This window comes from Bacillus manliponensis (assembly GCF_000712595.1).
Classification (GTDB): Bacteria; Bacillota; Bacilli; order Bacillales; family Bacillaceae_G; genus Bacillus_A; species Bacillus_A manliponensis.
This window is the reverse complement of sequence record NZ_JOTN01000004.1, coordinates 88,002-111,814: the sequence shown is the minus strand read 5'-3', so window position 1 is coordinate 111,814 and position 23,813 is coordinate 88,002. Positions and strand designations below refer to the sequence as shown.

General features: G+C 36.7%; 27 protein-coding genes. 12 read left to right on the top strand and 15 right to left on the bottom strand.

Annotated features, from left to right (window positions below; genetic code table 11):
• Window positions 1–20 precede the first annotated feature (20 nt).
• The gene (locus tag BAMA_RS25370) at window positions 21–155 is read left to right on the top strand and encodes a hypothetical protein (protein WP_265182705.1); all 135 of its coding nucleotides are present in this window, start codon (window positions 21–23) and stop codon (window positions 153–155) included.
• 192 nt (window positions 156–347) lie between these two features.
• Here BAMA_RS25370 and aceA read toward each other — a convergent pair whose 3' ends face one another.
• The 3 genes from aceA to BAMA_RS06555 form a co-directional block, all read right to left on the bottom strand.
• A complete protein-coding gene (aceA, locus tag BAMA_RS06565) occupies window positions 348–1,625 on the bottom strand; it encodes an isocitrate lyase (RefSeq protein WP_034637429.1) in 1,278 nt (425 codons plus the stop codon).
• Between the two features lie 20 nt (window positions 1,626–1,645).
• Window positions 1,646–3,235, bottom strand: coding sequence for a malate synthase A (gene aceB / locus BAMA_RS06560; RefSeq protein ID WP_034637426.1), 1,590 nt, complete (start codon window positions 3,233–3,235; stop codon window positions 1,646–1,648).
• Between the two features lie 181 nt (window positions 3,236–3,416).
• Window positions 3,417–4,679, bottom strand: a complete 1,263-nt coding sequence (locus tag BAMA_RS06555) for a M48 family metallopeptidase (protein ID WP_034637423.1) — start codon at window positions 4,677–4,679, stop codon at window positions 3,417–3,419.
• Between the two features lie 197 nt (window positions 4,680–4,876).
• Here BAMA_RS06555 and BAMA_RS06550 point away from each other — a divergent pair, with 197 nt between their 5' ends.
• Window positions 4,877–5,341 (top strand): hypothetical protein, encoded by a 465-nt coding sequence (locus BAMA_RS06550; protein WP_034637420.1) that lies wholly within the window; start codon window positions 4,877–4,879, stop codon window positions 5,339–5,341.
• A gap of 156 nt (window positions 5,342–5,497) precedes the next feature.
• On the opposite strand, the gene BAMA_RS06545 is transcribed toward BAMA_RS06550, so the two are convergent.
• The 3 genes from BAMA_RS06545 to BAMA_RS06535 form a co-directional block, all read right to left on the bottom strand.
• A complete protein-coding gene (locus BAMA_RS06545) occupies window positions 5,498–5,698 on the bottom strand; it encodes a hypothetical protein (protein ID WP_034637418.1) in 201 nt (66 codons plus the stop codon).
• Between the two features lie 34 nt (window positions 5,699–5,732).
• Entirely contained in the window at window positions 5,733–6,032 is a 300-nt protein-coding gene (locus BAMA_RS06540) for a hypothetical protein (protein ID WP_034637416.1), read from the bottom strand.
• A 269-nt stretch (window positions 6,033–6,301) separates the two neighbouring features.
• Window positions 6,302–7,144 (bottom strand): CPBP family intramembrane glutamic endopeptidase, encoded by an 843-nt coding sequence (locus BAMA_RS06535; RefSeq protein ID WP_034637414.1) that lies wholly within the window; start codon window positions 7,142–7,144, stop codon window positions 6,302–6,304.
• A 158-nt stretch (window positions 7,145–7,302) separates the two neighbouring features.
• Between BAMA_RS06535 and BAMA_RS06530 the strand changes: the two genes are divergently transcribed.
• Window positions 7,303–8,010 (top strand): response regulator transcription factor, encoded by a 708-nt coding sequence (locus BAMA_RS06530; RefSeq protein WP_034637411.1) that lies wholly within the window; start codon window positions 7,303–7,305, stop codon window positions 8,008–8,010.
• 5 nt (window positions 8,011–8,015) lie between these two features.
• Entirely contained in the window at window positions 8,016–9,788 is a 1,773-nt protein-coding gene (locus BAMA_RS06525) for a sensor histidine kinase (protein WP_034637410.1), read from the top strand.
• A 17-nt stretch (window positions 9,789–9,805) separates the two neighbouring features.
• Here the strand turns inward: BAMA_RS06525 and BAMA_RS06520 are convergent, their stop codons facing one another.
• Window positions 9,806–10,477: an HAD family hydrolase gene (locus BAMA_RS06520; protein ID WP_034637409.1), complete on the bottom strand. Its 672-nt coding sequence runs from the start codon at window positions 10,475–10,477 to the stop codon at window positions 9,806–9,808.
• Window positions 10,478–10,550: 73 nt separating this feature from the next.
• Window positions 10,551–10,988 (bottom strand): Lrp/AsnC family transcriptional regulator, encoded by a 438-nt coding sequence (locus BAMA_RS06515; RefSeq protein WP_034637407.1) that lies wholly within the window; start codon window positions 10,986–10,988, stop codon window positions 10,551–10,553.
• Between the two features lie 136 nt (window positions 10,989–11,124).
• Between BAMA_RS06515 and BAMA_RS06510 the strand changes: the two genes are divergently transcribed.
• Window positions 11,125–11,712, top strand: coding sequence for a DJ-1/PfpI family protein (locus BAMA_RS06510; protein ID WP_034637400.1), 588 nt, complete (start codon window positions 11,125–11,127; stop codon window positions 11,710–11,712).
• A gap of 82 nt (window positions 11,713–11,794) precedes the next feature.
• On the opposite strand, the gene BAMA_RS06505 is transcribed toward BAMA_RS06510, so the two are convergent.
• Window positions 11,795–12,160: a VOC family protein gene (locus tag BAMA_RS06505; RefSeq protein ID WP_034637839.1), complete on the bottom strand. Its 366-nt coding sequence runs from the start codon at window positions 12,158–12,160 to the stop codon at window positions 11,795–11,797.
• A 55-nt stretch (window positions 12,161–12,215) separates the two neighbouring features.
• The gene (locus tag BAMA_RS06500) at window positions 12,216–13,121 is read right to left on the bottom strand and encodes an AraC family transcriptional regulator (RefSeq protein ID WP_034637838.1); all 906 of its coding nucleotides are present in this window, start codon (window positions 13,119–13,121) and stop codon (window positions 12,216–12,218) included.
• 353 nt (window positions 13,122–13,474) lie between these two features.
• Here BAMA_RS06500 and BAMA_RS06495 point away from each other — a divergent pair, with 353 nt between their 5' ends.
• The gene (locus tag BAMA_RS06495) at window positions 13,475–13,960 is read left to right on the top strand and encodes an RNA polymerase sigma factor (protein ID WP_034637399.1); all 486 of its coding nucleotides are present in this window, start codon (window positions 13,475–13,477) and stop codon (window positions 13,958–13,960) included.
• A 5-nt stretch (window positions 13,961–13,965) separates the two neighbouring features.
• Window positions 13,966–15,072, top strand: a complete 1,107-nt coding sequence (locus tag BAMA_RS06490) for an anti-sigma factor (protein WP_034637398.1) — start codon at window positions 13,966–13,968, stop codon at window positions 15,070–15,072.
• Between the two features lie 35 nt (window positions 15,073–15,107).
• Here BAMA_RS06490 and BAMA_RS06485 read toward each other — a convergent pair whose 3' ends face one another.
• A complete protein-coding gene (locus BAMA_RS06485) occupies window positions 15,108–16,640 on the bottom strand; it encodes a fatty acid--CoA ligase family protein (RefSeq protein WP_034637397.1) in 1,533 nt (510 codons plus the stop codon).
• Window positions 16,641–16,824: 184 nt separating this feature from the next.
• Here BAMA_RS06485 and BAMA_RS06480 point away from each other — a divergent pair, with 184 nt between their 5' ends.
• The gene (locus BAMA_RS06480) at window positions 16,825–17,019 is read left to right on the top strand and encodes a hypothetical protein (protein WP_034637396.1); all 195 of its coding nucleotides are present in this window, start codon (window positions 16,825–16,827) and stop codon (window positions 17,017–17,019) included.
• A 4-nt stretch (window positions 17,020–17,023) separates the two neighbouring features.
• The gene (locus tag BAMA_RS06475) at window positions 17,024–17,590 is read left to right on the top strand and encodes an AAA family ATPase (protein WP_034637393.1); all 567 of its coding nucleotides are present in this window, start codon (window positions 17,024–17,026) and stop codon (window positions 17,588–17,590) included.
• 66 nt (window positions 17,591–17,656) lie between these two features.
• On the opposite strand, the gene BAMA_RS06470 is transcribed toward BAMA_RS06475, so the two are convergent.
• Complete coding sequence (locus BAMA_RS06470) at window positions 17,657–18,646, bottom strand: lipoate--protein ligase (protein ID WP_034637391.1); 990 nt, start codon at window positions 18,644–18,646, stop codon at window positions 17,657–17,659.
• A gap of 9 nt (window positions 18,647–18,655) precedes the next feature.
• The gene (locus BAMA_RS06465) at window positions 18,656–19,390 is read right to left on the bottom strand and encodes an MBL fold metallo-hydrolase (RefSeq protein WP_034637389.1); all 735 of its coding nucleotides are present in this window, start codon (window positions 19,388–19,390) and stop codon (window positions 18,656–18,658) included.
• Between the two features lie 465 nt (window positions 19,391–19,855).
• Here BAMA_RS06465 and yhfH point away from each other — a divergent pair, with 465 nt between their 5' ends.
• A complete protein-coding gene (yhfH, locus tag BAMA_RS23840) occupies window positions 19,856–19,984 on the top strand; it encodes a protein YhfH (RefSeq protein WP_084157908.1) in 129 nt (42 codons plus the stop codon).
• Window positions 19,985–20,026: 42 nt separating this feature from the next.
• Here the strand turns inward: yhfH and BAMA_RS06460 are convergent, their stop codons facing one another.
• Window positions 20,027–21,040, bottom strand: coding sequence for a LacI family DNA-binding transcriptional regulator (locus BAMA_RS06460; protein ID WP_034637387.1), 1,014 nt, complete (start codon window positions 21,038–21,040; stop codon window positions 20,027–20,029).
• A 294-nt stretch (window positions 21,041–21,334) separates the two neighbouring features.
• Here BAMA_RS06460 and BAMA_RS06455 point away from each other — a divergent pair, with 294 nt between their 5' ends.
• A complete protein-coding gene (locus tag BAMA_RS06455; protein WP_034637386.1) occupies window positions 21,335–21,835 on the top strand; it encodes a hypothetical protein in 501 nt (166 codons plus the stop codon).
• A 326-nt stretch (window positions 21,836–22,161) separates the two neighbouring features.
• Here BAMA_RS06455 and BAMA_RS06450 read toward each other — a convergent pair whose 3' ends face one another.
• Entirely contained in the window at window positions 22,162–22,923 is a 762-nt protein-coding gene (locus BAMA_RS06450; protein ID WP_034637383.1) for a CPBP family intramembrane glutamic endopeptidase, read from the bottom strand.
• Window positions 22,924–23,127: 204 nt separating this feature from the next.
• Here BAMA_RS06450 and BAMA_RS06445 point away from each other — a divergent pair, with 204 nt between their 5' ends.
• The gene (locus BAMA_RS06445) at window positions 23,128–23,736 is read left to right on the top strand and encodes a DUF998 domain-containing protein (RefSeq protein ID WP_034637381.1); all 609 of its coding nucleotides are present in this window, start codon (window positions 23,128–23,130) and stop codon (window positions 23,734–23,736) included.
• Window positions 23,737–23,813 lie beyond the last annotated feature (77 nt).

Below are 23,813 nucleotides of genomic sequence, written 5' to 3'. Positions count from 1 at the left end.
TTTGAGGAGGAATCATTGAAATGAAGAAAACGATACTAAGCTTAATGGGATTTGTAACAGTTTTCACTTTCACCATAGGCGTTACAAATGTAGACAAACCTCAAAAATCTTATGAAGGCATTCAACGTTTGTCTGTTGGAGATCACGGCGGTTGATTTGCTAAGATAAAGTTAGAAGAGGCCGACTCAATGTGTGATATGAGTCGGTTTTAATTGTTATTCCACTAAGGAACCATCATCATTAAATCTGCATTCCTTACAAAGGCTAATTTCATCATGCATATCATCACTAATAATAAATACGGCATAAATAAGGTAGTTCCCTCATTCATGCCGCTTCCTTTTTTATCAACTTGTAAACTGCTCCTCCTCCGTCGATCCTTTCAGCGCTGTTGTTGATGATGTACCACCTGATACAACTTGCGCTACTGCGTCGAAGTACCCTGTACCTACTTCGCGTTGATGACGCGTTGCAGAGTAGCCGTGCACTTCTGCTGCAAATTCTGCTTGTTGCAACTCTGAATATGCTGCCATGCCGCGCTCTTTGTAGCCACGAGCAAGTTCGAACATGCCGTAGTTTAAGGAGTGGAAACCAGCAAGAGTTACGAATTGGAACTTGTATCCGTAAGACGCGATTTCTTTTTGGAAGTTTGCTATTGTTTCATCGTCTAGCTTCTTCTTCCAGTTAAATGATGGTGAACAGTTGTAAGCAAGCATTTTTCCTGGGAATTTCTCATGGATTGCATCTGCAAAACGCTTCGCATCTTCTAAGTTTGGCTCAGATGTTTCACACCATACAAGGTCTGCGTACGGCGCATATGCTAAGCCGCGAGCAATCGCTTGGTCAAGACCTGCCTTTGTACGGAAGAAGCCTTCTGGCGTTCTTTCACCTGTAATGAACTTTCGATCAACCGGATCAATATCACTCGTAATTAAATCTGCTGCATCTGCATCTGTTCTTGCGATAATAAGTGTTGGTACACCCATTACATCCGATGCAAGGCGCGCCGATATTAAATTACGGACTGCCGTTTGCGTTGGCAGTAATACTTTCCCGCCTAAATGGCCACACTTTTTCTCTGAAGATAATTGGTCTTCAAAGTGAACGCCAGATGCACCAGCTTCAATCATACCTTTCATTAATTCAAATACATTTAGCTGTCCGCCAAAACCAGCTTCTGCATCAGCAACGATTGGTACGAAATAATCAACATCGCCGCTATCTTCCATATGCTGAATTTGATCTGCACGCTGAAGCGTTTGGTTAATGCGTTTAACAACAGCTGGTACACTGTTCGCTGGATATAGACTTTGGTCTGGATACATTTGTCCCGCTAAGTTTGCATCTGCGGCTACTTGCCAACCGCTTAAATAAATTGCTTTTAATCCCGCTTTCACTTGTTGCATCGCTTGGTTCCCTGTTAGTGCACCAAGTGCGTTAATGTAATCTTCTTTATGAAGGGAATCCCATAGTTTTTCTGCACCGCGCTTTGCTAACGTATGCTCAATATCAATTGATCCACGCAGACGAATGACATCTTCTGCCGAATACGGACGCTCAATCCCTTTCCATCGTTTATCCATTTCCCAGCTTTCTTGTAATTGTTGTACGCGTTCATTTTTCATTTTTCTATCCCCTTTTCACTTTATAAAATTTCATAACCCGGTAATGTTAAGAATGGTACAAATTCATCATTATGAATTAAATTTGTAAATAACTTCGTTGCTTCTATAAATCTTCCGTTCTCAAAGTTTTCTCTCCCAATCTCTTTCTCTATTTTTTGCAACTCTTCAGCTTTTAACGTTTCTACTAAAGCAAATGTAATGTTCCGTCCATCTTCTAGTTTCCCACCCTCATGACGAATCCATTGCCACACTTGCGCTCTTGAAATTTCCGCCGTTGCCGCATCTTCCATTAAGTTATAAATCGGTGCTGCTCCTCGTCCACTCAGCCACGATGCGATATATTGAATGGCAACGCTAATATTTGTACGAAGTCCAGATTCTGTAATCGTTCCCACTGGTACTTCTAACAAGTCCTTCTCTGTTACATGAACATCTTCACGTTTACGATAAATTTGATTGTTCGTATTCATCACGCGGTCAAACACTTCCATTGCAACTGGTACAAGTGCTGGATGCGCAACCCACGTACCGTCATGTCCTTCAAATGCTTCACGTTCTTTATCCGCACGCACTTTTTCAAATGCTGCCTCATTTGCCTCTGGATTATTTTTAATTGGAATTTGCGCTGCCATTCCGCCCATTGCCGGTGCTTCGCGGCGGTGGCACGTTTGAATCACGCGTAAACAATATGCACGCATAAACGGTACAGTCATCGTTACTTGCACACGATCTGGCAGTAAAAATTGTTTATGATTGCGGAAGCTCTTCAAAAAGCTAAAAATGTAATCCCATCGTCCACAATTTAGGCCAGCTGAATGTTCACGTAGTTCATATAAAATTTCATCTACTTCAAACGAAGCGTGAATCGTTTCCACTAGTACAGTTGCTTTAATCGTTCCGTTTGGAATGCCTACGTATTTCTGTGCAAATTCGAAAACATCGTTCCAAAGCCTTGCTTCTAAGTAACTTTCTAGTTTTGGTAAGTAAAAGTATGGTCCACTTCCTTTTTTTAATAACTCCTTCGCATTATGGAAAAAGAATAAACCGAAGTCTACGAAACTCGCAGACATTACTTCTCCATTTACTTGTAAATGTTTCTCCTCTAAATGTAAGCCACGTGGGCGCACGATTAAGACCGCATGCTTTTCATGCAAACGATATTCTTTTCCATTTTCATTCTTATGTGAAATCGTTCCCTTAATCGCATCTCGCAAATTGATTTGCCCCTCTACAGTGTTCTTCCATGTTGGCGAATTAGAATCTTCAAAGTCAGCCATGAACACACGAGCACCAGAGTTTAATGCATTGATAACCATCTTCCGATCAACCGGCCCCGTAATTTCCACGCGGCGATCTTCTAAATCTTTTGGAAGTGGTGCAATCGTCCAATCATCAGCACGAATATGCGCTGTTTCTTTTAAAAATGTCGGAAATTCCCCCGCATCAATTTTCTCTTGCTTTTTCACTCGGCTTTGCAACAGTTCTTTTCTTCGTCCATTAAACTTTTCATGCAACTCCTTCATAAAAGCGAGTGCTTCAGGCGTTAAAATTTCTAAATACGCTGGTGTTACTTCTCCAACGAGTGTAACCCGTGAAGTTTGCGTCGACATATTAGCATCCCCTTCTTTAAAACTGTTTTATAACAGATTTGATTTTTATGGTTATATTATATAACAAATTTTCAGAAAAGAAAGGATTTTTTAGAATTTTTTTACAGTATCTATAAATCCATTTATCCTGCAAAACAAGAGAGAGCCCATTCCCCAAAGGTTAGGCCCTCTCTTGTTGTAACTATTTTCTCTCTTCGTACTCTTCAAACGTGACAATACGCTCAAAAATTGGTGGATGTGTATATAAGAAAAACTTTACGAGCGGCGGTGGATTCACTTGGCTTAAACTCGTCTTTGATAAATATTGAAACGTCTCTACACCAGATTCCCCATCACCCGTCATTTCTAATGCATATTGATCTGCCGCCCTCTCTTCTATGCGCGATATATAGTTTTCAGCCGGACTGACGAAAAAGGATAACATAGAAGATACTAAGAAAAAGAGTGGTAATACAGAGAAACTTGTTGCTTTTGAAATATGCAGTGCATGCCCCCATTTTCGAATACACATATGAACAATTCGGCTAATGAGGTACATGCCGACAAACGTCATGACAATATACATTCCTACTCCTATGTATATATGTTTCATCACGTAATGGCCGATTTCATGTGCCATGATAAATAATATTTCTTTATCTTTTAACTGTTCAAGCGTCGTATCCCAAAGAACGATACGTGAATTTGAGCCAATTCCTGTTACATATGCATTAAGTGAGTTTGTCTTTTCTGACATATTCACTTCATACACGTGTTCAGCGGGAACATTCCCCTCATCTGCTAATGCTAAAATCTTTTTCTCAAGCTCTTTATTTTGCAGCGTAGAAAATTCATCATATAAAGGTGCAATCACAACCGGCTGAATAAATGTAATAAAAAGTGTAAACGGAACAGACAATGCCCAGCCACATAACCACCAGCGTTTTGGGTATTTTTGAATGAGCCATAACAATACAGAAACAACGATAAACATGAGTAAATAGTTCACCCAAAAATCAATAACGTTTTCCTTCATCCAGTTTGCTGTTGTTTGTGTGGAAATACCATAATCAACCGAAACTTTTCTACCAATCCACTGAATTGGTAAAGAGAATACAGTTGTAAGAAGCGATAAATAAAATAAGTAAATCGCAATTTGGATTGTTCGTATTTTCACCGTTTCCTTCGCCCACGTTTCAAACCTTTTTGAAACGCCAAGGACAAGAACAAATAATAAAACGAGCCATTCAAACGGTACACTTAGGAAAAACAATAAATATTTCACCTTTGAATATTCTTGACTAAGCGTTAGTTCCTTTGCATTCATGAATGTTTGCGGATCCGCACTCGTCCCTTTATACATGTCTGGAATGATTTCATGATTTAAGCCAAATAAATACCAATACATAAAAAGTGCAAAACAACCGTACAAAAAAAGAGCTCCCCAAATAATCTTTCTTCGCATTCTTCTCCCTCCTCTAAGCTGCCTGTCTATTATTATTGTAGTCCGCTCTTTTGAAAATAGAACAAGCTGTAGAAGTGTAACCGTATTTCTTTTTTAGAGAAAGGAAGTAAAAAATCTCTTCGGTATGATTCAAACAGGAAGAGAATATGGATAAGTAGAAAAGACTTGGGTTATTAAGAAAGGGTTGATGAAGAACGATGAATCAAATAAGTGATAAAGTTCGAACATACTTTGAGGAGTTCAACCAAGCTCATAATGCATTCAAGCCAGACCTCCTCGCACCTCACGTAATAGATCCTCTTGTAGGTGCCGATCCTAATGGCTCTATTCAAATCGTATCAAAAGAAGATTATCTAGCTGGGACTGAAAAAAGTCAGGAGTATTTATATTCCCTTGGCTTTCAATTCGTCAACACAATTCCAGTTGAGGAAATTCCTTTAAACCCTTACTATACACTTGTAAAAACAAAGGGTACGATGCGCCTTGAGAAAACTCCAGGTGAGCCACTAGATGTAATCCATGACACCATTTACATCTTATACATGAAAGATGTAAAACCTAAAATGGTATTTACGCTTTCTCACGAGGATCCTATGAAAATGGCAAAAGACCAGCATGGCATTTCTTACGGTGAACAACTTTCATGGGACGAGATGCTTTGAAAAATTTATGAAATGATACTATATAAAAGACAAAAAAACGCTCGGTTTTCCAAGCGTTTTTTGTCTTTTATATAATTGTTTCACACCAAATTCTCCCTCATGCATAACATGTGCCTAGAAGCCTACGTAAAGAGGTGAAGAAAATTAAGAAACTTTTTATGAAGCACGCTTCTCTTTCACTTTATGCATAAACAACGCCACAACAATTAAACCAATTGTAAACACCAAACAGCTTGTCGCAAAGTTAAGCCATTCAATTTGTTCTTCTGGACGACCGTGAACAACAAGTTGCAATACCCCAAATGCGACAATCATCATAATAAATTCAATAACCGCGCCTTTTTTTATAGAGTCCATTCTATTAGTCCTTTCTTGTTCAAATTTAAACAATCTATTGTATGATTTTTATAAAGAAACTGAAGTCTTGAAATGATAATTCACTATACTTAATGCTTCCTTGTACAATTAGCAGTAGCAACAAACCTGTAATACATAAATAATTTACTTTACGTTCATTACTCCCCTCTGCAATTACACCTCCGCTAATAAAAAGAAGCCCTAATAAATGCAGTGCAGTATATGTAAAGAAATTCGCTGTTTCCCATTGAAAAATTACATTTACTGTCGTCAGCATAACAACAATCAAAATAATTACATAAAACAAACGAATTGATCGTATCATTCGGCTCATAAAAACCCTCGCGTTTTCAAATTTTTTAAAGGCGTTAAAACCGCTTCTTGTTTCTTAGCGAGACTGTCACTCGATGTATGGTAACGGTCAGAGCCTTTGAGTACCTCATCTTTTTTTATAAAAGGATGAAACGAAAGCAATCTCTCATTTAATTAAAAGATTGCTCTATGAATACTATATAATCGTTTTCTTAATAACGTTTTATATCATAGTAAAATTCTTGCCTCAAAAATTGAAAGAAACAAAGAAGTTTATGTAGAGTAAGATTGTTAGCCCGCTCTACCTATATGCAACGAAGGAGCACCTCTACCTATGTAACGACGGTTTGCAAACCAGAAAATTAATACGAAGTTTAATCCAATCATAAAGGAGATTGCACCTGTTAGATACATCGTATTTCCTTGCATACTTTTTAACACTTCTTCGCCGTTTTCATAGAATACGCGGAATGTCATAAATAGCGTAACATTATATAAGAAATGAATGCTCATCGTCATCAATAAACTTTGTGTACGAATGTATACAATAGATAATACGATGCTAGCAGCAAATGCTCCTACTAAGTCTGCATGAAAACTTCCAAATAAAATGGCGACAGCAAAGATCGCTTTCTCGGTGCCCCATTTTACAGCAAAACGCTGAAATAAAAACCCGCGAAATAACAGTTCTTCTATTACTGGTGCAAGTAACACAACAATAATAAACTCTATGGCTCCTGCGTTTGTTGCTTTTAATCCCTCTGCCCATTCGGACAATTTTACAACTGGACTTTCCATAAAGTGAGGAGTAAACCATGAGGAACAATATAATAGAACAACAAAAAAACCGTAGCAAAAAACAAGTAATCCTCCTGTAATCCCAACGACATGAAGCGGTTTATACCGCTCTTTTCGGTTTACAAAAAACGACCACGGTATACGGTGACGCTTATATTCGTAACATAGCCATAAAGCGGGAAGTATATAGAAGCACAGTGCTTTTATAGAAGAAAATAATTTTGCTGAATCATGCAGCATTTGCTCCCAATATAGAACTGCTACATGATCTAATATAGATAGTACAATAAATAAAATTAAAAAATAGCGAACGCGTACATAATAAAATGGATTCACCCTAATCCCCCTTCTATCCCTTACCGTACTTCTATCATAGCAAACAATTCTTATTTTTATTAAAAGCGAACCTTAAAATTACCTTAAAATAAGAAAGCAATTCCACAAATTACAAGAAAATGGTATGATAAACGTTGGAATAAAGGGGGATTCATAACATGCACGATGCGAATATTTTACTTGTTGATGATGAAACTGCTATTTTGCAATTATTAACGACTGTTCTTCAAAAAGAAGGATTTACAAACATCACAACAGCAACTTCTGCCGAAGAAGCGATGCCTCTCGTTGAATCATATCATTTTCATCTTATTATCCTTGATGTGATGCTACCTGGAAAATCAGGATTTGAACTTTGTCCGATGATTCGAGCAAAGACAGACTGCCCAATCTTCTTCTTAACAGCCAAAACATCTGATTTAGATAAATTATCAGGTTTTTTATATGGAGCTGACGATTATATTACAAAACCATTTAATCCACTTGAAATTGTAGCACGTGTGAAAGCACAGCTGCGCAGACAAATGAAATATGAAAGTAAAGCTGTACCAAATACACACACATTATCGTTTGGTCGTTTTCAAATTGATAAACATGCAGCCGAGTTAATTGTAGATAACGAAGTGACCGAATGTTCGGCTCAGCTATTTCAACTACTTCTCTTTTTCTGCGAACATCCAAATTACGTCTTTTCAAAAGAAGAGCTATATGAAAAAGTATGGGGAAGCCCAGCATATGACGGCGATGATAATACTGTTATGGTGCATATTCGAAAGCTACGAGAAAAGATTGAACTTGACCCAAGTCACCCAAAGTATATAAAAACAATCCGCGGACTTGGTTATAAATTTATACCAGGTAGGTAACAAATATGAACTTACGCAAACGACTTATTATCCAGTTCATTATTCAACATGCCATCATTTTAATTTCAGCACTCTTTGCTGTGTTCATTGCTTTTATGTACCTAATTAAACTTCTTGATGACGTATGGTTTCAGCCAAATTTCTCTAGTTCTGATAGCTTTACCGTCTCTCAATATGTGTATAAAGACGATGATCAAATTATATTGGATGGCGAAGTAAAAAAATATATAAAAAAGAAAAGTGATTGGCTACAAGTTGTAAATAACGATGGTAAGATTTTATATTCTTTCAATCTTCCTGCAGATGTACCAACATCGTATACGAAAACATCATTAGTTCGCTACTTAAAAAAGGAAATTCAAACACCTTATAAACTTTCATATTGGGAAATTGATATGGAAGGTGAACAAACAGTTGTCATTTACGGTGCATCAATGAAAAGTACAGCACTTCTGCAAACATTACAAGCAAAGCGCTCTTCTCCAGATGCTTCAGAGTTTTCATTAACAGAGGAGGAAAAAGAGCTTCTCATAAGCGCAAATGCCAAACTGCAAGTGTTCGATAAAAATGGAGAGTATATCTCTTCATTCCCAACGCCGAAAAAAACATCTTTCTCACCTATAACAACAGCACTTGCAGAAAAAGAGCCGTGGAATTATAAAGAAAATATTGCTAGTTTTTACAACGCTGATAAAGAGCTATTCTTTATATTAACGACACCAAATAAACATTACTACCCTGATGAAGAAGCAGATACCCTTGTAGCAAAAAAGATATTAACAGGATTAGGCTTTATCCTTCTTGTATTAGCTTTATATTTAATCATTGTCGCAATTTGGTATGGAACAAAATTTGGAAAGCCGTTACTTCATATGATGAGATGGTTAAAAAATATTGCAAGCGGTACGTATGAAGAGCCTGTAAATCGAAAAGGAAAATATACTCGCTTTAGACGTTCTGGCCGTGAAAAATGGTCTTTCCGCCTATTTCGAGACGTAATTCATGCGCTAGAACATCTTACAGCAACGTTAAAAAAGAACGAAGCGATGCGACAGCAAATCGAAAAGACGAGAGAAGAATGGATTACAAGCTTAACGCACGATTTAAAAACACCACTTAGCTCAATTTACGGCTATGCTCTTTTATTAGAATCAAAACATTATAACTGGAACGAAGAAGATATTCAAAAGTTCGGCGCTGTCATGCGGGAAAAATCACAATATATTACAACACTGCTTGATGATTTAAGTTTAACGTATCAACTAAAAAATGAAGCGATTCCGTTTGAACACGTGCCAATTGAAATGAACCAGTTTGTCCAAAAAATATTGTTGCAGTTCATTAATGATCCAGCCTTGCAAAATCAAAACATCGAGTTCATTCCAAGCTCTAATCCAGTTCACTATCACATCGAACCAAAATGGTTTCAGCGCATTATTGAAAACTTAGTTGCAAATGCTGTGAAACATAATTATATCGATACAAATGTGCTCATTTCATTAGCACAAGATGAAGCGTCATTTACCCTCTCCATTTCCGATGACGGAAAAGGAATGGATGAACAAACGAAAGAACTACTATTTGAACGCTATTACCGCGGTACAAATACAGAAGAAAAAGATGTCGGAACCGGACTTGGCCTTGCCATTGCAAAACAACTCGTCCTCGCCCATAACGGAACAATTTCCGTAGATAGTGAACTTGGAAAAGGAACGACAATTACGATGAAATTTCCATTCCATAAGGATAGTGACAGAAAAAACTGCTCAGAGGTATAACACTCTGGGCAGTTTTTTTATTTACACTTCGCAAACTTCATTTCAGGCAAAATTGCTTGTAACTCCAGTAAATCATCGATGACGAAATCAGCTTGAGCGAGCTCATCTTCCTGTGCAAAATCGAAATTACACCCAATCGTAATAAAGTCGTTATCTTTCGCTGCACGAATATCAGATAGACGGTCCCCAACAACTGCTGCTTCTTTTATATGATATTTTTCAGCAATCGCTCGAACTAAGTCTCCTTTATCAAGCGTCTTGATTTGTTGAATGCTAAATGTTTCCGTCACCCAATTATCTAGCTGATAGTATCTCACAATTGCTTGTAAATACTCTGTTAAACCGTTACTTGCTATGTAAATGGAACAGCCACTTTCTTTTAAATAACCGAAAACTTCCTTTACATTTGGATATAAAGCACCTTTTCCGCCTTTTATGTTCTCAATTAACCTTTCTAAAAAATAAGCATCCACTTGTTCCCTTACTTCGTTAGAATGATTTGGTAATAAAGCTTCCCAAACTTTTGGCAAAGGGACACCCATAATTTCACGGTATGTATCAATCGGCGTTTCTGCATCCCATAAGTTAAGTGATCGTAAATGATTAAACGTATCATCAAGTGACAATTCTAAAATTTTGTCTGTTTGAAACAGTGTTCCATCCATATCAAAAATGAGTGATTGTAGCATTGCTTTCTCTCCCCTTTATATCTCCTGTTCAATTATCTTAATTTTCTTATATATTTTAACACAAAACTACAACTCATCCTTCATGCACATAACTCGTCCTTACCTCTTTCTTATGAGACGATAAAACAATATTCGTTGAAGGTGTTCCATATTTCATTGCTTCATCAATGAATATCTCTAAAGTCTCCACAGAATGAGTCGCTACTTTTGCGATATAACTAATTTCTCCTGCTACTCGGTAGCATTCCAATACATCCGGATGATTGTTACAAAAATTCGAAAGCGCTTTACAATCCTTTGATTCAAATAAGATAAGAGCCACAATGTGCCGATCTAACTTTTTTAAAGCTATACTCGCATGATAACCTTCAATCGTACCATTATCTTCTAATTTTCTTACTCGCTCAATTACAGCTGGTGGAGACAAATGGACAATTTTTGCTAAATCTTTCATTGAGATTTTAGCGTTTTTTTGTAATTCATTTACTATCATTTGATCGACTGTATCCAAATTTACACAACCTTTTTTTATAAAGTTTTATAAAACCATTCCCTTATTAAATAAAGTCATAGCGCAACTGAACCATTTCCAAACTCTGTTATTAATATATATTTCTATCTAAAATAATAACAAAGGGGGCTACAAAATGAAAAAGATACTTTTATTATTAGCAGATGGATTTGAAGCTGTTGAAGCTGGTGTATTTACGGATGTTTTCGGCTGGAACAAATGGGAAGGTGATGGATCTACTCAATTAATAACAGCTGGACTACATAAACAGTTAACATGTACTTGGAACTTTACGGTGATTCCTGAAGTAGTTGTGACTGAAATTGACTTAGAAGAATTTGATGCCTTAGCAATTCCAGGAGGATTTGAAGAGGCTGGCTTTTACAATGACGCTTTTCATGAAACATTCCTTGAAGTAATTCGGCACTTTCACGCTAAACAGAAACCGATTGCTAGTATTTGCGTAGGGTCTTTACCACTTGGAAAAAGCGGGATACTACATAATAAAAAAGCGACAACGTACAATCATCCAACGAGCCATAGAAAAGAACAATTACAAGTATTTGGTGCTAATGTCCAACATGCACCGATCGTTCAAGATGGCCATATCATTACTTCTTCCAATCCGGCAACTGGATTTGACGTTGCTTTTCTCTTACTGGAACAATTAACGTCAAAAGAAAACGTTAAGCGTGTGAAAGATTTAATGGGGTTTGGATTATAAAACTAGAAGCTGTAACTAAAAGAGCACATTATCATAGGAGAAATACTCCTTATGACAACGTGCTCTTTCATATATATGAAAGCTACCTTCCAACTAATACAAACACATTTCCATCCGGTGCTTCCATAACAGCCACATGCCCTGATTCTGTTTGAAACGGCTCACGTATCCACTTTACTTCACCATGTTTCTGTAACTGTTTATATGTTTCTCGTACATCCTCTACCAATATTTCAACTTCTGTAAAGTCAACATCTGGATGATTACTTACTACAAGCTCTGAGCTTTGTTCATCTGGAAACTTAAGGCCTACTAATCTCCATATGTAACCATTTTCCAACTCACGCTCAATGCCCCAGTTTTCTTTTAAGCCCATTGCTGTATAAAAACGAAGCGACTTTTCCATATCTTTTGTATGTACACACACGCATTCTAGTTTTTTAAACATATCTTTTCCCCTTTGTGTAAAAAAGAAGCTGTTCACTGAACAGCTCCTTTTATTTTTATTGTTTCTTCTGCACCGGAAGCCAAATTTCAACTTGTGCAAATTCACTTTTATCTTCATGACAACGCTCGTCATATAACTCAAACTCTACAACACCAGTATGCTCGTATCCTGAGTGTGGGAACCATTCAGAGAAAATCGCATTCCACGTTTGGTGGATGGAAGATACCATATCTTTATGCGGTACTTTAGGCGTTGTAAACACTGCGTACGTTGCTTCTGGGAACGTACGGCATACCATATCATCCTTAGCATTATCAAAGCTTGTAACTTCTGTTCCAATAATATAAGTGAAATCTCCAGATTCTAAATTGAAGTCTGTACACATCCCAAGCTCAATCATACTTTCTTGATGAACTTGATTTGGAATCTTGTCATAACCTTTATTTCCTAAGTACTGCTCCCAAAGTGCTGGGATCTCTCTTTGACTTCTTCCGTCTTTATTCGACGTCTTTAACTCATATCCAATCACTTTTAACTCAGGCTTCTTCTCTAAACGAAATTCCATTTGTATTCCCCCTAAATATGGATTCCACTTCCGCTGCTTTACATTTACCTTTCCGTATAACGGCGTTGCAATCTTTTGCTTTCGATATTCACGCGGCGTCATGTGAAACAGCTTTTTAAAGGCGCGAATGAACGTTTCATGAGATTGAAAGCCATGCTCAAGTGCAATATCGAGAATCTTTTCCTCTGTATGAGAAAGCTGATAAGCTGCCCGGGCGAGCCTTCTCTTTCGTATATACTCCATCACAGAGTCACCTACCATCGCTTGGAACACACGGTGAAAGTGATACTCCGAAAACTTTGCAACAGAAGCAAGTTCCACAAGTGTTCTTCTCTCCATCACATCTTCTTCAATATAATCAATCACTCGCTGTATTTGCGTTTCATAACTTTCCATCTCCATTCACCCGCCTTATGCTTCTTATCATACCGGAGTATACATTAACGTTCTTGACGTTTTTTGCTTTGTTTCTTATCTATCAACAAAACATCTTTAATTCCTATTATAATAATATAAGTTAACTAATAACCTACACTTAACAAAGGGCTATCCAAACAAAAGCGGGGCTACCCTCTTTACATCCCTTTGTTGAAAACATAGCGTGAGGCACTTAAGGGCACTGACCGTCACTATCCATAGAGTAACCATCTATTCCTCCCTAAAAAAAGAAAGGCTTTTATCTTTTTATTTTATAAAAATTTGTAACTTTTTTCTAATAGATTCGTTGATATAAATGAGGAGGGAACATAATGAGCAAACAGCAAACACTAGAGCACATTTACAAACAACATATGCAAGACTTATTTCGTTATCTCCTTTCCCTCACCGAGCATGTCCAAACTGCAGAAGATCTTATGCAAGAAACGTTTTATCGTATGTTGATTCACATCGATTCTTACAAAGGAGAGAATATTCGTCCTTGGCTTTTTACAATCGCTTATCACGCATTTATTGATTGGAAACGAAAAGAAACGAAGTATCCATCAAGTGAAGTGCAAGAGTTTCATCTTCCAAATGCCGAAAGTGCTGAGCATACCTTTTTCACGAAACATACAATTAAAGCTTGGCTCGATCACATCTCTTCTTTACCACTTACAAGAAGAAATATTTTATTATTACGTGATTATTACGGATTTTCATATGATGAAATCGCAAAAATGACAAACGTTTCGCTAGCAAAGGTAAAAATTGAGTTACACCGCGCCCGCAGGGAAGTACGACTAACGAAGGAGTGAGAGAAATGAATTGCGAAGATGCAAAAGAACTTTGGGAAAAATACGAGAGTGGTACTATTACAGATGAAGAGCAAGAACAGCTAGAAGAGCATATTGGAACATGTGCGATATGCGAAGAAAGATTAGATGAACTTCTTGCAAAATATGAAAAACGAAAACTTCCGCCAATACATGATGTGCAAGTTCCGTTTTGGAAGATTAAGTGGAAACATCGTATAAAGATGATTGTTTTGACGATTTCTGCAGCGGTTGGTTTATATCTTTTCGGATTAGCATTGTCAGCCCTTTATTATATGTCAAATGACCAAAATCAATTAAAGGACGTAGAGTACATTCCAAAATTGGCACTTGAAGCGATGATGCCTAATGTACAAATCCCTGGAACAGCTACAAGTATAAACCCTTTCTTTCGAGCAGAAATGAACGCACCATTAGTAAAAATGATGGGACAAGAAGAAATTCCGCTTGGAGAAGTTACAGTTAATAGTTTCTTCTCCAACATATCAATAGAAAAAGAGTGGTTCAATCGTACTCTACAAAACGAATTATACTTTGCCCATCCAAATACTAAAACGAAAGAACTAGATAATTTTCACGAAACAATAAGTAACACGTGGAATACATTACATACACTCCCAGAGGGAACAGTAGCAGAACTGGCGATTTCATTTAAAAATCCCTACTCAATTGAAGAGATTGATTCTATTCTATATGAAAATTTCGGGGCACAAGAAATACCACCTACGCCAGCTTGGTATGCACTTGATACAGGATATGAAAAAGAAGATGCAAATCCTTATCTATCTAACTTTAATATATTCGGATTCTCTGGAACAACCAAAGATCATGGTGTTTTATCAACAATGGAATTATTAACTAAACATGAAAACATTATGCACAACGTCGGCTGGTATAATTCAGAAAAACTCCATCTACAAAAGCGTTATAAATACGTAAAAAAACATGGTGTAAATGTATACGGTGTCGTAATTACTGGGCCATCAAAAGAGTTACTCAAACTACAACATGCAAAAGAAATTCGTTTCGCCTGCCTTGGTGAAGTACGATTATGGAATGGTTTAAATCACGGTGAAGCAGGATTACTACAATAAAAAGCTGAGCGGTCAACTTCCGCTCAGCTTTTTTATTACACTTGCATCGCTTGCTCTTTCAATACACGTCTCAGTAATTTCCCTGTCGTGTTCTTCGGAAGTTCCGCTAAAAATTCAACACTGCTTGGCACTTTATATTTCGCAAGATGCTCAGCACAGTATGCGATCAGTTCTTCTTCTGTTACAGTTTGATCTTTGAGCACAACAAATGCCTTTACTGCTTCTCCTAAGCTTTCGTGAGGTGCCCCGATAACAACAACTTCCGCTACTGCTTCATGCGCATATAATACCTCTTCTACTTCACGTGGATATACGTTGTAACCACCTACAAGGACAATATCTTTTTTACGGTCTACAATGTAGAAGTAACCTTCTTCGTCCATTTTCGCTAAGTCACCCGTATATAACCATCCGTCACGAAGTGTTGCCGCTGTTTCCTCCGGTGCTTTGTAATATCCTTTCATTACGTTTGGCCCACGAACGATTAGCTCACCCACTTCACCAACAGCAACTTCTTCACCTAGCTCGTTCACAACTTTATTTTCAACGTTCCAAATGTTCGTGCCAATTGAGCCTGGCTTACGCGGGCGATCAAGTGGATTGAAACATGTTACAGGTGCAGCTTCTGATAAGCCATACCCTTCAGAAACAATAACGTTAAATTTCTTTTCAAAGTTTGTTAATAACGCAACTGGCATTGAGGCCCCGCCTGAAATGCAAAGACGTAACGTTTTTACATCTTCTGCATTTCCGCCTTCATGTAAGAATAAATAGTTGTACATTGTTGGAACACCAGCGAACACTGTCGCCTCATATGTACGACATAGTCTAAACACTTCTTGCGGACTAAATTTTGGCAACATTAAAATTGTTGCACCATTTACGATTGGTGCGTTCACCGCAACTGTTAGACAAAATACATGGAACATTGGAAGTGCTGCAACAACGCGGTCGTTCTCACTATACTGTAAGTAATTTGCGACATCGTCAGCGTTACTATATAAGTTTTTATGCGTTAACATTGCGCCCTTTGGTTTTCCTGTTGTGCCTGACGTATATAAAATAACTGCTATGTCCTCTTCGTCAATCGGCGCGCAAGGGAAAGATACGTCTCCAGCTTGCACAAGAGTCGTAAACGTTTTCATTTTTTCGTTTTCTTCGTAAGTTTTTTCAGGTTGAGTTTCACAAATGATGATATGTTCAATAGAAGGAAGTCTTGGTGTAAGAGATTGCATAATTGGTAGAAGGATGTCTAGTGTGATGATTGCTTTAACGTCTCCATTTTGCATAATGTAATGCATTTCGTCTGCTGTGTAAATCGGATTGACTGGAATAACGGTTGCGCCCGCACGCATAACGCCATACAGCCCAATTAAAAAATGCGGTGAATTCCCAACGATTAATGCGACATTGTCCCCTTTTCCAATGCCCATTTCCGCTAAACTACTAGAGAACTTAGTGACCATATTATTAAAATAGTCATAAGAGACAGACTGATCTTGAAATACGTAAGCTGTCCTTTCCCCCTGCTTTTGGGCTGTTTCAGCCAACGAGTGAACGAGATTCACATAAACCCCACCTTTGTTAAATTTTTTAAAAAATTCTAAATATATTATATTTAAAGAAAACGAAACATTCAAGTTAAATCTAGGAAACTGCATATAAAGATCAGTTTTATATTACATTGTTACACAATCAATTCCCTAATTATGTTAAAATCCAAATGAGTGCACACAACGGGAGGGACAATTGATGTATCGCTTAATTCGGGACAATGTAAGATTTATAAGTGCTATCATTTTTTCTTTCATCGCATTTTTTATACTAGCAGGACATGGACACGGTGTAGACAAAACACTATTTGAACAGCTGTTTACCGCTACATTTATGACTTTTCTCTTACTTTTTATTAATTGGGCATTGCAAGATACAAAAGAGGATTGTTAAAGCGATGAAACGATTCGTCATTATTACAGTAGGAAAAACTCATAGCGGGAAAACAACATTTGCAAGAGCGTTAGAAAAAGAATTACATAACTCCTTCGTAATGGACCAAGATAACCACGCTACATTTATCAATACATTTTATACAAACTTATTGCCAAAACACGGACCTAACACCTTGAAACATGCCATCTCACAACTTATTGTCAATCATGCAATCGAACATACTGATTCTCATATTATTATTTGTAACGCAAATCGCAGTCGAAAAGGTCGTTCATATTTGCTTGAAGAGCTATTTCCAAAAAATATCTTTACTCGTATTCTCGTTCATTTTGATATTCCAGATGATATTTTGCAAAAGCGAGTTGTAAATAGTAAACGTAGCACTAACATATTTAGAGGCTCCTATTCTAGTTTTGAGGAAGTTCTCGCTCAGCAACAAATTGAATCTCTAAAAGATGATGTAGTAGACCCGGTAGAAGATGAAGCTGATCATTTATTTGTCATTCGGGATAATGAAGAGTTTGATTCTATTATTCAAAGGATTGTCCATATTACTGAACGGACATAACCATACATACTGAAAAAAACCGCTCACTATGAAGATGTGAGCGGTTTTTCCTATATAAAATTCATTTTAGAAGAACAACGTTAAGAAATCTTCTGTTGTAATATTACCAAAGTAACGATTCATTTCAATATCAGCTAATGCCTCTGTAAATGCTGCTTTATCAAATCGTTTGCCAATTAGACGCTCTTCAATGTGATGAACATCTTCAATACCGAAGAAATCACCATAAATTTTGCATGCAGTTACGATACCTTTACTTACTTCTAAGCGGACATCTACTTGTCCAACTGGGAAGCGGTGTGATTGTTGTAAGTTGAACTTCGGAGACTTTCCGTAGTTCCAGTCCCAATTGCGATAACGCTCTTCAGAAATTTTATAAATTTCTTTCCAGTCTTCTTCTGTTAACTCATACGTTGGAATTTCACTTTCGCCTTCGAAAATGGTTTCTAACAGAAGCTGTCTAAACTGCTCGGTTGTCATTTTCTCTTGTAAAAACTCAGTAATATTCGCAACGCGGCTACGGATAGATTTAATTCCTTTGGATTGGATTTTATCCATCTTTACATTTAGCGCTGAAACAACGTGTTCAATTTCAGAATCAAATAATAGTGTACCGTGGCTGAACATACGTCCTTTCGTTGAAAACTGCGCGTTACCAGAAATTTTACGTCCTTCTGCTAAAATGTCGTTACGTCCGCTTAGTTCGGCATTCACCCCTAATTTCGCTAATGCTTTCGTTACAGGTTCTGTGAACTTTTTAAAATTACTAAAGCTATCGCCGTCATCTTTCGTAATGAAACTAAAGTTTAAGTTTCCTAAATCATGATATACAGCGCCGCCGCCAGATAACCTTCTTACAACGTGGATGCCCTGTTCACGTACGTAATCCGCGTTAATTTCTTCCGCCGTATTTTGATTTTTTCCGATAATAATGGACGGTTCATTAATGTAAAACAGTAAGTATGTCTCATCAATGTTTAAATTTTTCACACAATATTCTTCAATTGCTAAGTTAATCGTTGGATCTGTAATTCCTTTATTATCAATAAATAACATATTTTCACCTCAAGATTCCCAAACGTAACCGCTATGCGCTAATGTAACGCGGCCGTTAAAAATTTGTTTTGCTTCTTCAACTAAATCTTTTTGATTACCTACATGTGGCAAGTGCGTTAATAACAGCTCTCCGACATGCGCAGCATTGGCAATCTCCCCTGCTTCTGTACTGTTCATATGCCCTGCTTTTGAACCATCTTGGTTTGCGTACATGTTACATTCACAAATAAATAAATCAGATTTTTCTGTAAACGGGATAAATTCCGCCATATAACTAGAGTCCGCTGTGTATACAACTGTTTTCCCGCCAGCTGTAATACGCATCGCAAAACATGTCACAGGATGGATTGTTTTCAAAAATGAAATCGAAAATGGGCCAATTTGCAGCTCTTCTTCCGGATTGTACGCAATCCCTTTCGTATACGGCTCATGTGTTAGCGAAGCAAATGCTGCTTCATCAAACGTATGGCCATAAATCGGAAGCTGTGGTAATTCCCCTTTCGTCATACTTGTAATTAAGCGAGCATATTGAAGAACACCAACGTCCGCAATATGATCGTGATGATAATGCGATACGATAACCGCATCTAAATCCGACATGGAGATATACTTTTGCACCTGTGCTAGTACACCACTCCCGCAATCAACAAGTAAGCGAAATCCATCATGTTCAAATAAATAACCAGACGTTGCTTCTCCTGCTTCTGGAAACCCGCCCCAAAAGCCAACAACTGTCATCTTCATCTCTCTTCATCCTTTCTATATGTAAACCAACTTTGATTTTCTCATATGTAAACAGAAGCTAACCAAACCTTCTACTCAGTTTCCATCTTTACTTTCGCGAAATGTGTAGCAGTCGATATTACTCACCTGTGTTTTATTACACAACATGGAGCTAAAAAGAATGACCACCACTAACCCACAACCGCCCAACTTCAAGCTATGCATACACAAAAAGAATCCCTCTCACTCTCTAATTGTGTTTTCTAACGCGGCGTGTGGCAGTCAATGGTACTGACCGTTACTATCCATCGAGTAACCATCTCTCCAACCTTAAAACAGAACGGTTTTTTCTTTCTTTCTACAGTCTTAACTATAATCGATTTTCTACACATTTTCATTATTTTTGAATTTGTTATAAAACAGTTGTTGACCTTACTTATTTGTACTAATACAATGTTAGTAAGAAATGGAAATGGAGGGATTTACATGTTAGATCAACCGATGGAGTTTTTCAGAAATTTACCACCAAAAACGTGCTCAAATTGCGGGAACACAATTGATGAGCAGCATGAGGCATATCATAACAAGTGTGACGACTGTGCACGCGAAGAATAATAGTTTATGAACATAACAAAAAAACCTAGTAGAAAATATCTACTAGGCTAGTAACATCGCATTCTTCATCGTTGAACCTTTCACCAACAGCTCTAATTCAAACTCATATAATTCTTTATTACGATAATTTTTCGTATGGATTTTATCCATCATAAGCTCAACAACTTTTCGCGCCATTTCATCAATTGGTTGCTCAATAATTGTAATACCCGGCGCTGTAATTTCTGATAAAATTTGATTATCAAAGCCAACCACAGCCAAATCATTTGGAATGTCCCAGTCGTGACGTTTTGCTTCTGCAATAAGTCCTGCTGCGACTTCATCCCCACCTGCCAAAATTGCGGTAGGATTTTTTTTGTCTTTTAATAAGTCATGGAATATTTTTCTTCCGTCTTCTACAGAGAAAACGCTTTCAACAAAGTCTATTGATTCAACTTCTCTGCTTTTTTCTGTAACAGCACGTAAAAATCCCATTTTGCGTTGCTGACTTACTAAATTTGATTCTCGTCCTCTGCAAAATACAAGTTGACGATAACCTTGATCTAGCACATGCTTTGCTGCTATGTATGCCCCTTGTGCATGATCAAACTTAACTGTTGGAATATTTGCCTCTTCTATATATTCATTGCACAGAACAATCGGTCCATGCTGTAAATACGGTTCTACATTCTCCCATGGATTTTCAAGTGAGCATAAAATAATCCCATCGACTTGCTTCGTCGCTAGTAATTGTAAATACTCCATCTCTTTTTCTGGTAAATATCTCGTTTGACAAATAATCAGCTTATATTTATGATCTGATGCGATAATTTCTAACGATTCAATGAATTTACTGAAAAAAGGATTCGTAATACGAGGCACTAATACCGCAATGGTTTCCGCCTTTTGCTTACGAAGTCTCCTTGCCGCTGAATTCGGAACGAAACCAAGATGTTTCATCGCCAGTTGTACTCTCTTTTTCTTCTCATCTGATACATACGGGTGATTATTAATTACCCGAGAAACCGTTGTTCTTGATAACCCCGCTAATTTCGCCACGTCCTCGATCGTTGACACGAAATCCTCCCCCTTTGAGTGAAAACGTTTTCTTAAATTGATTATATAGTATATAATTGGAAAATTCAATACGGATAAAAACAAATTTACTATATTGATATTGCAAATGCGGGGAAGTTATATATTTATTACACTTTTTCACAAAATAGACTCTCTTACACTTGGACACTTCTTCTCATAATGGATTATAATTGTCCATACATTCAGTCTGTTTTACAGCGATGAAATCTGACCTTAAAACAATTATTTTTATCGAATGACTGCTAACAAATTAATAAGAACCGAGGGATATATTTGATTATAAAAGGCGAATCACCTGATTATTTAATTTCTCATTTTGAGCTATCTTATGAAGAAGAAGCAAACTTCTTACATACTTTTATTTCCGAAAACGAAAGAATTATTTTCCCTTATTTTTCACGTAACTTTAAAAATGCAGAACCTGCATGGAAACAATTTGTTGAAGATCGAACACTCTTTATAAGTGAAAGTTGGTCATTTTATGACTGGCTACACAAAAATGTTTATTGGTATTCACCAAACAATACTGAGGAATTGATTCAAATACTAAAGGATGACTACCTTTACGTTTGTTATGTAATCCCTAAAGATCAAAGTAATGTAAATCATTATAAATATTTCATTCACGTGGCTGAACACCTCGTTGATGAAGAAGAAGATCCAGATGATGAGTTTAGAGGAATGTTTTTAGAGGCGGAGCCTGAAACTCGTTTTGAACAAGACGTTTTTCCGAAGTTAGAAGAACAGTTTCATTTACAAAATAAGCTTGGTTAATTATGTTATATAACAAGAGCCCTAGAAATTACAAAGCTCTAGGGCATTCCTTATTAACAACTTAAAATATCTATCTAACTTTTGGGATTCACTTCACTTCCAGTTACTTTATAAATCATGGCATTATAATAATAAATCCCCTCTCCTTTTATCCTATTAGAACTAAATAACTATTCTTCAAATCCTATTACCAACCATTCATCATCATCATCAAAAAACGTAACATATTGTATATAATATTTTAATTAAGTTTGTATCGTTTTCTTATTGATTAGTTTAATGTCTATTAAAAAAATATATTAATAAATTTCCTTGTATTATCTTTGTTACCTGATTAATAAGATGCTTTTTCTTTTAATTACTAATTTATATACTGTAAAAACGAAAATTCCAAAAATAAGAGTTGAGAAGGCTGGTAAAATCTTATCATTTGGCACGTATACGCTCCAAAAAGAATTAATAAGCGCATGAAAAATTAGACACATAAAAATACTTTTAGTTGCATTATAAATTGTAGTTAGTACGAAGGATACGGCAATTGTCGTAATTGCAAAAGATATAAAATCCCTTTGAGATTGGTTCGTTCCTGGAATGAACCATAACGGAAGGTGCCAAATAGCCCATATTATGCTCACAATTACTGTACTAAAAAATGCCGAAAACCTTTTTTGAAGGGCAGGTTGTAAGAACCCTCTCCATCCAATTTCTTCAAGCCCACCACCAATAATCATTATTGGAAAATTAAGTAATGCCACGTATAATGGCTTTTGCATCGTTGCCCCACCAAATATTGTCGGAAGATAGCAGCTAATAAAAGCTAGAACAATGATCAGAATATACCATGCAAGATGATGTTTAGGATTAACAATATTTTTGATAAAAACTCTAAACTCCTCTTTTGATCCATATTTTTTCTTTAGACTAATTTCAATGATCGCTGGCATGATACCCCCGAAAACAAACAATATCATTGCCAATGGAGTTCCGAATGTAGTAATGTTCAATTTTATTAAGCTAATTAATATCCCCCAAAGCCCCCACGTACATATAAAAGTACATATTAAATATCGTTTAATATCATTATTCATCTACTTGCCCCCTTTGTTTCAATTAGAGCATAAATTTGAAAGGGAGAAAACTCTTTATGTAAGATTGTTCCAGTATTCCAAAGAAACGTCCATACACATCCTGTCGTCATAAAGCTAAGATTTTGCACTATCTATAAAGCAAAAAAGACGTTATCCTTTCTGTAGAATTAAATGTAAATATACTTTTTTCAAAGGAGGAATCTAATGTATATATCAAACAGAATTGGCTTATTTAGCTGGGTTACAACTTGCCTATACTTTCTAATTGAACCTTTCTTTATTTTCACTTCTACAGCACCTTATAACTATTTGCATCATGCAATGAGTGATCTAGGTGTAACAACCTGCGGAAAATTCACCTATGAAATAGCTCCTTATGAAATATGCTCTCCTAATCATTTTTGGATGAATTTACTCTTTATTATTAATGGATTAACATTTTGCATTGGAGTACTATATATTTCACAACATCTAGAAAAAACAATAATTAATAAAATAGCAACATTTTTTATACTTCTAATAGGAGTCTCCACTATAGTTTCAGGATTAATTCCTGCAGATGTAAGCCTAATTGGGCATTCTATTCTAGTTTGGATAGGTATGCTTACTGTATACCCAGGACTATTTATTTTTGCTAGGAATCTTAAAAAAGCTAGAAAATGGACATATTTCTGTTTACTAAGCTTAATATTAATAGCAATCCTTATCTCACTTGTTTTTCTTTTCCCCTTACCTTCAGGTCTACTACAAAGACTTTTTTATCTCGTTCTTTTCATTTGGGGAACTGTATCAACCTACAAATTAATAAAATGAAACTTCACTCAGTGAGGGTTTTCTCCATCCCTCATCCCTCCGCATAATATTTTAAAATCTGCACATACTATAACTGC